Source organism: Paenibacillus sp. FSL K6-1330, from assembly GCF_037976825.1.
Lineage (GTDB): Bacteria > Bacillota > Bacilli > Paenibacillales > Paenibacillaceae > Paenibacillus_AQ.
Genome location: NZ_CP150269.1, coordinates 5,581,809 through 5,595,059 on the forward strand (window position 1 = coordinate 5,581,809; position 13,251 = coordinate 5,595,059).

Sequence of the window (13,251 nt, forward strand, 5' to 3'; positions counted from 1 at the left end):
AAAAGCCTCGCTCCTTCGTTCCACGATATGGCATTACCAGTGATTTCCGACCTCTCGCTTTACTTCTTCCACTATAACACGAACCCCTTCCTCGATCTGTTCCAATCGCGCTCTGGAAATACTGATACGTATAAACTTCTCGCGCATAAGGTAGTCGGACAGATAAAACAGCTTGCCGGACACCACATGAACGTTCCGCTCTTGTAGCCGCCTGATCAATCGCTCCAAGTTAACGGTCTGCGGCAGCTTAAACAGTTTATATATGCCGCCGTCGCCGGGCATGGCTTCAATGAATCCGGTTCCCTCGTACGGTTGCAAAGCGGCATTCAGGGCTTGCATTCGGGTTTCATACTGGCTATAAATCTTCTGTTTGTGCCGCTCGTACATCCCGTTGCTTATATAAATTTCGAGCGCCGCTTGGGACAGCAGCGACGTATCCCCATAACTACTGTGGGCATTAAACGTTTGGAGTAAATGTTCCGGCAGGACGACGGCTCCCAGGCGCAATCCAGGGAAAATAATCTTGGAGAAGCTCTTCAAATACACGACATGCGAAGTTCGGTTGTAGGCATAGATGGGATCGTATCCCCGCTCCTCGCCGAGATCAGCCATATAATCGTCTTCCACAATGTAGACATTATATTTCGCCGCCAGGTTAGCAATAGCCTTCCTCTGCTCTGCACTGTAGGAGGTGCCCAGCGGATTATGATATCTTGACATCGTATAGAAAAATTTAATATGTCCGGATCGGAAATGCCCCTCCAGAGCCTGCAGGTCGATTCCCGCTGCCGTGCGGGTTATTCCGATAACGGGTATTCCTTCACTCTCCAACAACTGCAAGTAGTTATTGTAGCTTGGCTGTTCGACCAGAATGGCGGAATTTCCGCCGGGAAACGGCATTTTTGTCAAAATCTCAAGTGCCTGCTGGGCGCCCGCCGTAATCACGATCCTCTCCGCGGCAGTGAACACTTGAGCTCCTGCCAAATGGGAGACCAGGGTATGGCGCAGTTTCTCCATCCCTTGCGGATCGCCATAGGTAAACAGTTCATATTTATAGGTATCAATCGCCTTGTTCAGGCAATGCTGAAAATCCAGATACGGGAATACATTCACATCCGGAGAGGCCGAAGAGAAATCGATCATGGTGCTGACACTCGCGTCTTCTTCCTCTTTCGGACGGTCGACCACATAATATCCGCTCTGGGATACGGAATAGATCGCATGTCGTTTCTCAAGCTCGGCGTAGGCTCGCAGCACGGTGCTGACACTGCATCCGTACGTGAGCGCAGCACTCCGTACGGAAGGCAGCTTCTGCCCGGGACGGTATTGTCCTTCCGATATTTTGGATTCCATATCCGAGAGGATGGACAAGTATTTTCTCATCATGCACCTCCTGTCATTTCTATGCTTGATTATATCCGACCGAGCCTCAATCTAAAAAGATCTAATATTTTTAGGTGAAAAACCTAATTTTATTAGGTTTTTTGGGAGGAAAGCGTCTGATAGAATTAATACAAGCGCTTACAATGCAACGATTCAAGGAGGAAACGTGATGACCAAACCCGTACAGCCTAATGAACCGATCGTAACCCATATCTATACCGCGGACCCTTCCGCCCACGTATTCGAGGGTAAAATTTATATTTATCCATCCCATGATCTGGACCACGAGAATACCTCCAATGATAACGGCGACCAGTATGACATGGAAGATTACCATATTCTATCAATGGATGATGTGAATGCTCCATGTGTAGACCATGGCGAAGCCCTTCATGTAAAAGATGTTCCATGGGCGAAAAAGCAAATGTGGGCACCGGATGCTGCCTTCAAGAACGATACTTACTATTTATACTTCCCTGCCAGGGATCATGACGATATTTTCCGTCTTGGCGTAGCGACAAGCTCCTCCCCTTCCGGCCCCTTTAAGCCGGAGCCTCATTACATCCCGGGCAGCTACAGCATTGACCCTGCCGTATTCGTGGACGACGATAACCGGGCCTATATTTACTTCGGCGGCCTCTGGGGCGGACAGCTGGAACAATGGCAGACCGGATCGCATATTTCGGATGCGGAAGGACCTGCCGCAGATGCGCCTGCCATCGGACCGCGGGTCGCAGAGCTGAGCGACGACATGCTTACTTTCAAGGAGACGCCGCGAGAAATATCCATCGTCGATGAGGAGGGCAACCCGATTGTCGCGGGGGATGAAGAGCGAAGATATTTTGAAGGACCTTGGGTCCATAAATACAACGGCACCTACTATCTTTCTTATTCTACCGGCTCAACACACAAAATCGTCTACGGCACGAGTCAAAGTCCAACGGGGCCTTTCGAGTTCAAAGGCACGATTCTAACACCTGTTATCGGCTGGACGACCCATCACTCCATCGTTCAGTTTCAGGATAAATGGTATCTCTTCTACCATGACAGCTCCCTCTCCGGTGGGGCCGACAACAAACGCAGCGTCAAGTTCACCGAGCTGACCTACCATGAGGACGGTACCATTCAGACGATTGATCCGTACGGTAAATAAGGCATACCAAGCTGAATTCCACGATGATGGAGTTCAGCTTTTTTTAGTTCATTTTTTATACAGCTGCTTCGCTGTCGTTATTTAGTGATATAATGAAAGCTGCTATCATTTTTTGATGTTAGTGTCGGCGGATCCATCTATATCATAACGAAGAAGGAATGCAACCATGACAAGGCAGCTTATGAAACGATATATCATCCTCATTGTAGGTCTATTCTTAATGGGACTTGGCACGGCTCTCGTGACCAAAGCCAATATTGGAACCTCCCCTATTGCCAGCGTACCGTATGTGCTGAGTTTAAAATTCCCCCTCTCCATGGGACTGATGACCATCCTGTTATGCCTGCTGTTTGTGGTGATCCAGGTCCTCCTGCTCGGTAAGCAGTTTCCCAAGATGCAATATCTGCAAGTGTTTGTCGGTGTTCTGTTTGGCCTGTTTCTGGATATGGGGGCGTATATCGTAAGTTCGCTCAACTTTACAGTGTATTTCATGAAAATTTTGGCGTTACTGACGGGCTGCATGATTCTGGCGATCGGCATCTATCTTCAAATCATCGCGAATACGATCCTGAACCCGGGTGAAGGCATCGTGAAAGTCATCTCTGAAAAGCTCGGTGCCGAATTCGGTAACATTAAGATCATGTTCGACTGGACCCTGGTATCCATCGGCATCGTCATCTCGCTGTTTGCTTTCGGTTCGATTGAAGGCGTACGAGAGGGCACGGTCATTTCGGCTTTTCTGGTCGGTTATTTTATCAAGCTGCTGCGCCGGATCATCTTTCGTTTGCGCAGCAAAAGAGCCCGGGAAGCAGTGCTCGAGCAGAACTCGTAATTTTCATGAGAATCCTGTGGTTAAACGATCACATTTTGATTATAATAAGTGGCAAGAGACGAAGAACGTCCCAGCGCATTCCTTATTTGGAGTGAGGCCGGGGCGTTCTTTTTTTATTTATATGGGGAGGTATACCGTAAGATGGATTTTGAGAAGGCTCATGGGACATTTATGCATTATCATCTAAGGAACAGAACCGGAGAAAGAAGAGGTCGTCTGGAACGAGGGCATGGTGAGGCCGAAACCTTGTTTTGCCAAAATGTCTGGTGGCCGCTGCGTGGTCATTTTCGCGAATTACATCCACAATTCGAGGTGCTGGATTGGCGCGGACGATCCTATTATTGCAGCTTCGCCTTCATCACTCCGCATCTGAGGCTGATCATCGAGGTTAAACCATTTAGCACACATACAACCGAGATGGACCGGCAGAAATATTGCAACGAGCTGAATCGGGAAACCTTTTTATCCGCCATGGGTTATCAGGTGATTTCATTTGCTTGCGATGATGTGGCTCACCGCCCGGAGCTGTGCATGACGCTCCTGCGGATGGTCATAAACCGGTATCTGGCAGAACCGCATTCAACAAGTGTATCCACGGTAACAGAACGTGAAATCATCCGATTTGCATGCATGCTTGCACGACCCCTCCGCCCGATCGATGTGAAGACACATCTGCGTCTGAATCATCGGACCGCCCTTCGCTTCCTTCATTCTCTTTGCGATAAGGGACTGTTAATTCCGGTAACCGGGTCCCAGGGCAAACATGTCGTGAAGTATGAGCTCCATCCCTATGCGGCGCAGTGCCTATAGCTGCTATGGGGGAGGTCTCCCGAACGGATAGACTCGCGCTTTGCCGTAAAATAAACAAGCTGACCCATTCGATCCTCGAGTCAGCTTGTTGGCAGTTCGTGTAGTTTATGCTTTGGAGAACCCGCCCGTTATTACACACCCTTTTTATACAAAGAGAATGAGTATATCGCTGGAGCCGCTGCAATCAGTATAATGATAGGGACAACTGCGACGGCAAGGTTCACCTTCAGAAACGCCATCAGGATCATGAACGCTCCGCCTGCCATCCATAGATACCCTGCAAAACGATGCGTTTTATTCCAATTATCCTGGCTGTTCAGCGTCCAAGGCAGCTTGATGCCCACCGTATAATTCTGTTTGCTCTTCGGCAAATAATTGCCGGTGACCACGAGAAGCATGCCCACGAGAGCCGGTGCAATCGTCTGGATCGGCAGCTCGGCCCCCATGGCCTTGAACAGCGTGATCGGCATGAGAATGAGAGACAACGCGGGGATGAGCCAAAGACCCATCGTTCTTAAAACCGGGGCAGCATTCATTTTCTTAGGATCGTTGTTAAGCGCTACATGCATAATGACGTTAATAACTGCCGTAAACAACGGAAGCACAAACGCCGCAATCGCCTTCGACACATAATTATCCGGATTGCCCGCCGCGTCCCAGTGAACAGCCACCTGCTCAGGCAATTGGCTATACAGCGTCATTGATAAAATAATCGGCAACAAACAGATCAGCGTTGTTATAACCAGCATCGAACTATTCTTTTTCCCCATCTTGTTTCCCCCCGTTAAATTGTGAAAACCACAACATAATTTCTTCGAAAACGGACACGTTGATCTCATAGTAAATATAATTTTTATATTTCGTTTCAAATATCAGCCCGGCCTTCTTCAGCTGCGATAGATGATACGAAATAGTTGCCCCGGTCATATCGAAATGCTGGCCGATCTCTCCGGCTGACATTTTACCGCGCTTGAGCATAACGAGGATGTCCCGTCTCACCGGATCAGACAACGCCTTAAATGTTTCCGGAAACCCCATTGTGCATCACCCATATTTCTATTTAGAATTTCATCTAAATACATTATCTCTCATCCCTGCACCGAATTGCAATACCTATTTTGAAAAAAATCTAAATAGAAGATAAAATGGGTATCCCGACAGGCCCCATCACCATAACCAAGAAATCGTTACTTATCTTAAAACAACAAAAGTCCGCTGCGGAACAGCACACGAGCTGATCCGCAGCAGACTTACTTTCAAGGTCTGTTTATCCAAGTACCTTTTCAAATACCGGAAAGCTTGCTGTTCTGCCCGGGAAGTTGACTTCTCCCCGCAGGTCATAACCTAATCCTTGATACAGCTTGAGTGCAGCGGTATTCTTGGCATAGGTATCCAACCGAAGACTCGTGTAACCCTCTCGAGCGGCATATTCTTCGGAGAAGGCTACCAATTTTCGCGCAATGCCCTGTCCGTGTGCTTCCGGATCGACGGCAAGCCGATGCATCATGAGATACGGTCCCTCTACTTGCCTCCAATTAATGGTCTCGTACTGTTCATCCTGCGTTTCATCGAGGACAACAATCCCCAAGATGCGGCCTTCGCGCTCAGCTGCAAACAATGTTCCTCGCTGCAAATCTTCACCGATCACCTCTCGGTTCGGATACTGATCATCCCATTGATCGCTGCCTCCGGCCTGCATGACCGCAACACAGCGGGTTATCAAAGCCATGATCTCTTGAAGATCCTCTATTCGTCCTGTCCGTATGTTCATATCCATCGATGCACCTACTATTGTTTTTTAGAACAGTTTACTATGCTTGGACGGCTGCAACAACACCTAAACATGAAACCCAAAAGGCATCCGCGAATTACTTTGGTGGGATAGCGCCTTTAAACGTTCCAGTTAGGATGACCATTTATCTAAGCAATGTAAGAGTCACCTCTATCGTATTATTTACGAATGAGCGCTCCGGACGGGATTTCAACATGACGGTCAGCCCAATTAGCGATACGATGAGCGCTTGTGATAAAGCTTTGGCGTTTGTGTCACTCGCAAGCTCGCCCGATTGTATGCCTCGTTCAATGGTTTCTTGAAATATGACCGCCAGGTACATCTGATGCTCCCTTGTCAGAATTTCAAATTTCTCATCATGAGGCGCAAGCTCGACCATCGTATTGATGCAAAAGCATCCTCGGCTGCGGCTTACGGAATATTCCTCATCAACCACATTCTCAAAAAGAGCTCGAAAAGCCTCTCTGACCGATGGCTTGTTTTGAAGCCTGGTTCGCGCCTCGGAAGCATGCGACATCGTGTATTTTCGCAGAGCGGTTTCGAACAGTTCTTTCTTGTCGCCAAAGGCTGAGTATATACTGGGCCGCTGAATACCCATTCTGGAGGTCAAATCGCTTAATGAGGTAGCCTCATATCCCTTCTCCCAAAATAACTGCATCGCGGCATCTAATACTTTCTCTTCATCAAATTCGCGGACTCGTCCCATATTGAAATACCTCTCGTTACATTTGATTTTAAAGAAATTTTATGATCACACTGGGAAGCAAACAGGTTTTTAATTACCAATCAGTATAATTGATATTATGATATATGGCTGCTTTTGTCAAATACCCATTCCCTTTATATTGCAGTGTTATAACTACATTTTCAAATATTACTCATACGATTGAAATAAATCCATTGACATAGATTGTTATTATGGGATATATTTATCAGGCAATTTAACATACTGATCGGTACACAAAAAAACCTCGATAGGATTGGTGCATAAAATGGAAAAATTGATAGCAAAAAAAGCGGTCCATAACGAAGCAGCGGCGAATGCGTCACAGGGGACGGTGAGCACGGCCGAATCCGGTAATCGTATGCCTCTGACTCGTTACGTTACGTTATTGTTTGCGACTGCTTGCGGTATGTCAGTTGCCAATATCTACTTCGCTCAGCCGCTGCTCGATGAGCTGTCGAACGAGTTCAACATGGATTATTCCATTATTGGAATTCTGATTACCGTCACACAGATCTTTTATGCATTGGGACTGCTGCTGCTGGTGCCTCTAGGGGATTTACTGAACCAGCGTCGATTAATTATCGCTCAAATGGCGATCTCCATGGCGGCTCTCGTTATCGTTGGAACTGCTTCGTCCGGCACGATGCTCTTTGCAGGTTTGGCTTTGGTCGGATTGCTTGCCGTAGTAACGCAGACGATTGTGGCGTTCGTGGCGACCATAGCTGCTCCTGCTGAACGAGGGCGTGCCGTAGGTATGGTAACCAGTGGAATTGTGATTGGGATCCTTCTTGCTCGAACCATTTCAGGGGTTTTGAAGGATCTTGCAGGATGGCGTTCGGTTTATTTGGTTTCTGCTGCGTTGATGCTGCTCATGGTTTACGCATTATATAAGGTGCTGCCCAATGTTGAGCGTAAAGTAAAAACTCTTCCCTATTCTCAACTGCTTAAGTCGGTACTGATGTTGTTCCTGCAAGAACGGTTATTACGAATCCGCGCTGTTTTAGCTATGCTGATTTTTACCGCTTTCAGCATTTTGTGGACACCATTGGTGCTGCCTCTTAGCGCGCCGCCACTATCCCTTTCGCACTCTGCCATCGGGGCGTTTGGTCTCGTGGGCGTCGTGGGTGCATTGGCTGCAGCAAAGGCCGGTAAGCTAGCCGATCGAGGTTACGGCCAAAGAACGACGGGAATTGCATTGTCCCTGCTATTGCTGTCATGGCTGCCGATCAGCTACACGGAACAGTCCCTGTTTGCCTTAGTCATTGGTATTATTCTGCTGGACTTGGCGGTACAGGCGGTGCATGTCACGAATCAAAGTATGATATTTGTATTGCGCCCACAAGCGCGCAGTCGCATGGTTGCCGGGTATATGATTTTTTATTCCATCGGAAGTGCCGCCGGTTCCATTGCTTCGACCCATATCTATGCACAGTATGGCTGGCATGGAGTTTGCTTGCTTGGAGCCTCCGTCAGCGCTGTTGCTCTTATATTTTGGGTTATGACCAAAGGCGTTAAGGGCAATTACGGTTACTAAAATCTAAAGGAGAGTATTTCCTAGAGGCTGGCATTACTTCGTTTGTAGAAACTAAGCGGATGTTCACACAGGTGAAGTGAAGAGTCATGTCCCAGTTGTTGCGAAAAGTATTAGAAGAAATTGTTCTTACTGATAAAGTGGGACCCTTCATGTGTTTGTAGGCGGGCATCATCGGAAGGATTATGCGGCATCTTCGCCGACGGTTGTGATGTCCGCATGCCTTTCCTTAGAATAGCAAAAGACACGCCGGTATGGGCGTGCCTTCATTAATCTTTCCTTATGGTGTTTTCCCCAGGATCACTTCGCCTGTCGCCCTATTCCAGGACATCGGAATGCCAAGCTTTGATGTGATCAACTCCAATGGAAACATGCTCGAATCAGCCAGGAATGGAATGCTGGCATTATCTCGCGTCACCTTCCCGTTCACCAATACAACTGCAGGATCACTGGACTTAATGGATACGGTATTCCCTCCATAAGAGAAAGACCAAATTGGAAATCGATGATTTCCGTGTTTCGGATCCGGAGTGGACTGTCCGCGCTTCACTTTGATCCCGAGCGCTTCAAATACGCTATTATACGGTACATACAGCTTGTCTTTCACAATGGCGGATGATCCGTAGAAGCTAACCTTTTGTCCGTTTACCGACCAGGACAGAGGAGGCTGTACGAAGACTGGATTCCCATCGTTCTCGTTAAGAGAGCCGCTGCCCTGATATTTCTCTTCTCCCCAAGCCAGCACCTTACCGTCCTGATTGGTTGCATAACCTGTATATCCCTTGGTGCCCCATAACGCCGTTATACCTGTCAGACCTTTCACTTGAAAGGGCTTTGCCGTTGGGTCGTTGTAATTCCACTGCCAGACTGTGCCGTCGTTTTTAAGCATAAATAAACGGTTGGACCCTGTTCTTATCTCTCGGATTTCTTTAAGGCCCTTTACTGCAATCGGCGCTTGCTGCTTGGTATTCACATTCCACCGCAGCACCGTCCCATTCTCATGCAGCAGGAACACGTCATACCAATCCACTGCGATTCCGGTAATGGAGGAGGTAACCAGCGGTTTAACCTCGCCAAACTCACGTTCCAGGCGGAATCGATCGTAGAAACTGTTATATACCGTTAACATATCGACGCTGCCGTCTTTACCGAGAATCAATGCCTCATGTCCGGCGACCACTATTGTTTTTGCATTCGTGACTCCTTTGATAGGGAAGTATTTTACGGTCATCTTTAAATGATCATTCGGATCATACGTCGGACGCCATATCGTTGCAGTCCCATCCTTATGTAATGCGACAGAACCATGGTTTGAAATGACCAAACTGGCTACACCCTTAAGTCCTTCCAGCTTCATCAGCCCTCCCCGTTTTTGGAAAGGGTCCCCGTTAATATAAGGCGAGTAATTATCGCCCCAGGCCCACACATCCCCGTTTTTGTCCAAGGCATATGAAGAATTGTCACCTGCCGCCACCTGAACAATATCAGTTAGACCCGCAACTTGCTTTGGCACCAATTGATGAATGCTAGTCCCGTCACCTACTTGACCTGACTTGTTATAACCCCAGGCGGTCACGGAGCCGTCGCTCCATGCCGCTACACCATGCCCGCTGCCGCCAGCCACGCTTACCGGTATGGGGCGGGAATCACCGTTCACGGCCTTTGCAGCTCCCACAACGCCCATCGCGGTACAATTGACTGCCAGCAGTATCGTCACTAACATATAAGCTACTCTACGTTTCAATACCTTCAAGTATGAGGCCTCCATTCTCAATCCTTATAATGGTATATAATAACATATCAAAAGATGGTACGGAAAAAATAGTATACTGCCCGTTCTGATAGCTGGAATCAGTTACTCAAATCATTGCTTAAGTCAGGTTACGTCTGCTGGAACAAGGTTGCGGTCACCTGGCAGTCCGCGCACAGGAACATATAATAAATGCCTTCTCCATACTCCTCGATCTGTTCCCAGTCCAGCTGCCCGATGAATGTCATGCTTTTGGAACAGCAGGAGCAGGAGGGATATACGGCGTCCTGAATCCAAGCCTGATAGCCGCCGATTTGCGAAACCGCCGGACCAAGCGCCCAATAGGCCGCATAATAGCTGTTGCGAGGATGGTCCGCAAGCCGTAAGGACTGCCCCACCGCCGAATAGTTCCTATCATCCTTCTCGGAATTAGGCTCCGGTACATAACCCTGTCTACTATTGACTTGGCTCCATTCGGATTTCCCATGGAAATCTACGTCCATATAGATCGTATCGTAACAGCTGCAGTTCAGACAGGTGCTCACTCGCAGCCTCTCTCCGGACACCCCCAAGAATTGAAGCTTCGGATGGCTGATGTCCAGATCCGTCAAGGTGGTTAGACTGCTTCCGCACCATGGACAGAGAGTGGAATGCTCCTTCAAAAATTTTGCGGGTTCCGGTTCTGCTACACATGTGCTTTCTGACAGCTCTATTTTTTCTATGGCGTAGCTGTCATGATAGAATAATAGGCGCTTGCTCCCTTTCTCCGTAAGCTCCCATCCCCCTTCATGCGCATAAGCTTCAGGCGGAACATATAGTTCCTCTGCCCATGATGGAGGCACGGCCCGCCATTCTTGAAATTGGTGCACAACCTGATCATCCCCAATCCAAGCCAGGGCAAGCAGCAGATGGTTGCGGTTATCCTTGTCCTGTTCTACTTGTTGCAGCAGCTTGTCGCGGCTATGGGCAGATGCATCTTTGAACAAAATGCCGGGATAATAGATACCGTGCTCCATCAATGTTGGGATACAGGATTCAAGCGACTTGTTCTGATAACAGACCAGGGAAACCACAATTTCCTGGCAGGTGTCCTCATCGCCCGCTTCCAGCAGATCAAGGGCAATAGTCAGCATGCGCTCGGCCTCACTTGGTGATAATGCTGAATATACCTCTTCTCTTTTTAGAGGATAGGGAATATATCGAATCAATGGATCCCGCCTCAGCGGGGCATGCATGATCTTAAGGATCTCTACTGGATCTGTAATCCCTTCGTATAAGTCGATGTCTCTCCGATTTTGTTCTATGTAACGCTGCCGTTCCTTGCGCTCCATTTCCTGCTTGCACGGCATGCAATAACCGCCGGTCTTGGCCGCGGTTGCCGGTAATATCGTTGCGGAACAGCCTTCGCTTCGACATGGCAGCCGTTCTGTCATGCTAGCCCCTCCTTGTTCTATGGTTAGTCAACTCGGTTCAGTTGGATTCTGGCTCTTTTTCTATGGTAAGTCCACTCAGTTTGATCCTGGCTCCTATTCATCCTCATGGCCATAATCTCCTCTATTAACTATAACTTTCTTTTCATTCCCATATCAACAGGGGCTAAATGAATCATACCACTGGGCCGGCAGGTATTTAGATTTCAGCATATTAGGGAGCATGATGATTGGGAGCCCTATAGCGTCTCCATTGGATTCGTGCACGCTGCTCCCTGTATGCACGGTGCGTGGTCCGGGACATGCTCTATATGCTAATCCTTCCTTTACGGTGTCCATTGTGAATAGCATACTCCTTGTGTATGTACTCTTAACGGTGGAACCGGTTGGCGCATCGCTAAGCGCTCTCATCTCAGCGAATGCGCGAACCCTGTTCGCCACGTGGGGTGCAGCGGATGCCAACCGTACTCCTGCCGGGCTTTGGCGTTGGAAGCACCCCGTTCGCCGCGCTTACTCCCCGCTTGATATGCTGGAGCAGGCGCTTGCAGCGCCTCGGCATACACCGGTAGCCACACCGTACCTGTAGCAGGCTCGTCATCTACGATATTGACCGGACCCGCCGGCCAGTTCAATGCCTGCAGAGCGGCATTCGCCGCATCCTCGACATGGAGAAATGACATGATGCCATCCGTTGCCGGAAGAGCTCGAGTTCGTACCTTTTCCGCCATTACCCCGTTGGCGTCGTACCACGTGCCAGGGCCATAGAACATACCATACCTTAAAATGACGTGATTCGGCATTTGTGCAACGGCATGTTCCAGCGAGACGATCCCGTCTATCGTGGACTTGCGCGGCGCAGGCGCCTGGACATCCAAGGGGACGTCTTCGGTGGCAGGATGATCTCCGGGCTCATAAGCCCAGGCAATGCTCTGGGCAATCATTCGTTTAACGCCATGGATCTGCGCGGCTTCTACCAGATGACGGGTACCCTCCATTCGAATCCTCGCATTATCCTCCAGATTCCATTGGCTTAGCGAAGTGAGCTGATGGATAACGACATCCGGCCGTATTTCCCCGATCGCGGCTATCATCCCTTCCCGATCAAAAGCATCTGCTATGATCCCCCTTGCTCCCCATGATTCGATCAACCCTTTTCGCTGAGGATGGTGGGTCATGCCTGTAACCTCATGACCAGCTTGCACCAGCCTCGGAAGCAACCGCTGACCGATAACGCCAGTAGAGCCTGCTACGAATATTTTGATAAATGATAACCTCCAGTCTGCTGCATATGAAGTGGATTGGGTATCTCCCCATCAACAATGGGATATTTTCAGTTTGATCTTAGCATGATGGATAGACAGCTATAAGTACCACTTTTCATCAAGTCAACCATGCCATTTCATTCGATTGATAGATTGTGACTGACAGGTGGAAAGAGTACGGGGCACTCGCAGTTTGACAGGCGCGACAGGGTGCACTGTGACAAGCGTGAATAGAGTACTCGCTGTACGTGAACAAAGCATTGTAGTTAGACAAGTGCTTAAAGCACTGTTGTTTGACAAGCACGATAGAGTACACAGCAATCGCATATTCGTTCAACATAAAAACGCACCACATTAAGTGGTACGTTTTTATGGGAACAACCTTCTCCTATCATTACTCTTCGTCTATTACATTACTTACTGATATATGCATACGGCTGTGCAGCTGCTGGCACTCCGGCTGATCGCACACGCTATAAAAAGTAACAATTCGATTCGTATCCACCGTATCGATTTGAGAGTTGCAATGCCTGCACAAGATGACACCCATATTCACCTTTTTAATGGAATTGTTCACGCTT

Annotated in this window: 13 protein-coding genes and 1 pseudogene; 5 read left to right on the forward strand and 9 right to left on the reverse strand. The window is 48.5% G+C overall.

Annotated elements, in window-relative coordinates:
* Nucleotides 1-33: 33 nt before the first annotated feature.
* Nucleotides 34-1,383, reverse strand: a complete 1,350-nt coding sequence (locus tag NYE54_RS25370; protein ID WP_339267070.1) for a PLP-dependent aminotransferase family protein — start codon at nt 1,381-1,383, stop codon at nt 34-36.
* 169 nt (nt 1,384-1,552) lie between these two features.
* Here NYE54_RS25370 and NYE54_RS25375 point away from each other — a divergent pair, with 169 nt between their 5' ends.
* The 3 genes from NYE54_RS25375 to NYE54_RS25385 all read left to right on the forward strand — a co-directional run bounded on the left by NYE54_RS25375 (nt 1,553) and on the right by NYE54_RS25385 (nt 4,178).
* Nucleotides 1,553-2,536, forward strand: a complete 984-nt coding sequence (locus NYE54_RS25375) for a glycoside hydrolase family 43 protein (protein ID WP_339267071.1) — start codon at nt 1,553-1,555, stop codon at nt 2,534-2,536.
* 166 nt (nt 2,537-2,702) lie between these two features.
* The gene (locus NYE54_RS25380) at nt 2,703-3,368 is read left to right on the forward strand and encodes a DUF6198 family protein (protein WP_339267072.1); all 666 of its coding nucleotides are present in this window, start codon (nt 2,703-2,705) and stop codon (nt 3,366-3,368) included.
* Between the two features lie 141 nt (nt 3,369-3,509).
* Nucleotides 3,510-4,178: a hypothetical protein gene (locus NYE54_RS25385; protein WP_339267074.1), complete on the forward strand. Its 669-nt coding sequence runs from the start codon at nt 3,510-3,512 to the stop codon at nt 4,176-4,178.
* Between the two features lie 131 nt (nt 4,179-4,309).
* Here the strand turns inward: NYE54_RS25385 and NYE54_RS25390 are convergent, their stop codons facing one another.
* From NYE54_RS25390 to NYE54_RS25405, 4 genes are all read right to left on the reverse strand, one after another.
* On the reverse strand, nt 4,310-4,948 hold the full coding sequence (locus NYE54_RS25390; RefSeq protein WP_339267076.1) for an SdpI family protein: 639 nt from the start codon (nt 4,946-4,948) through the stop codon (nt 4,310-4,312).
* Complete coding sequence (locus NYE54_RS25395; protein WP_076324201.1) at nt 4,932-5,216, reverse strand: autorepressor SdpR family transcription factor; 285 nt, start codon at nt 5,214-5,216, stop codon at nt 4,932-4,934. The genes NYE54_RS25390 and NYE54_RS25395 overlap by 17 nt, the downstream gene beginning before the upstream one ends.
* Before the next feature lie 229 nt (nt 5,217-5,445).
* A complete protein-coding gene (locus NYE54_RS25400; protein ID WP_339267078.1) occupies nt 5,446-5,949 on the reverse strand; it encodes a GNAT family N-acetyltransferase in 504 nt (167 codons plus the stop codon).
* 145 nt (nt 5,950-6,094) lie between these two features.
* Nucleotides 6,095-6,676: a TetR/AcrR family transcriptional regulator gene (locus NYE54_RS25405; protein ID WP_339267079.1), complete on the reverse strand. Its 582-nt coding sequence runs from the start codon at nt 6,674-6,676 to the stop codon at nt 6,095-6,097.
* Nucleotides 6,677-7,055: 379 nt separating this feature from the next.
* Here NYE54_RS25405 and NYE54_RS25410 point away from each other — a divergent pair, with 379 nt between their 5' ends.
* Complete coding sequence (locus NYE54_RS25410) at nt 7,056-8,231, forward strand: MFS transporter (protein WP_339273654.1); 1,176 nt, start codon at nt 7,056-7,058, stop codon at nt 8,229-8,231.
* A 32-nt stretch (nt 8,232-8,263) separates the two neighbouring features.
* Nucleotides 8,264-8,448: pseudogene (locus NYE54_RS25415) on the forward strand (LLM class flavin-dependent oxidoreductase); the annotation flags it as partial.
* A gap of 60 nt (nt 8,449-8,508) precedes the next feature.
* On the opposite strand, the gene NYE54_RS25420 reads toward NYE54_RS25415, so the two are convergent.
* From NYE54_RS25420 to NYE54_RS25435, 4 genes are all read right to left on the reverse strand, one after another.
* Nucleotides 8,509-9,981, reverse strand: a complete 1,473-nt coding sequence (locus NYE54_RS25420; protein ID WP_339267081.1) for a chromosome condensation regulator RCC1 — start codon at nt 9,979-9,981, stop codon at nt 8,509-8,511.
* Between the two features lie 128 nt (nt 9,982-10,109).
* Nucleotides 10,110-11,411, reverse strand: a complete 1,302-nt coding sequence (locus NYE54_RS25425; protein WP_339267083.1) for a DUF1963 domain-containing protein — start codon at nt 11,409-11,411, stop codon at nt 10,110-10,112.
* A 404-nt stretch (nt 11,412-11,815) separates the two neighbouring features.
* A complete protein-coding gene (locus tag NYE54_RS25430) occupies nt 11,816-12,670 on the reverse strand; it encodes an NAD(P)-dependent oxidoreductase (RefSeq protein ID WP_339273656.1) in 855 nt (284 codons plus the stop codon).
* Nucleotides 12,671-13,064: 394 nt separating this feature from the next.
* Nucleotides 13,065-13,247, reverse strand: coding sequence for a GapA-binding peptide SR1P (locus NYE54_RS25435; protein WP_339267085.1), 183 nt, complete (start codon nt 13,245-13,247; stop codon nt 13,065-13,067).
* Nucleotides 13,248-13,251: the final 4 nt, after the last annotated feature.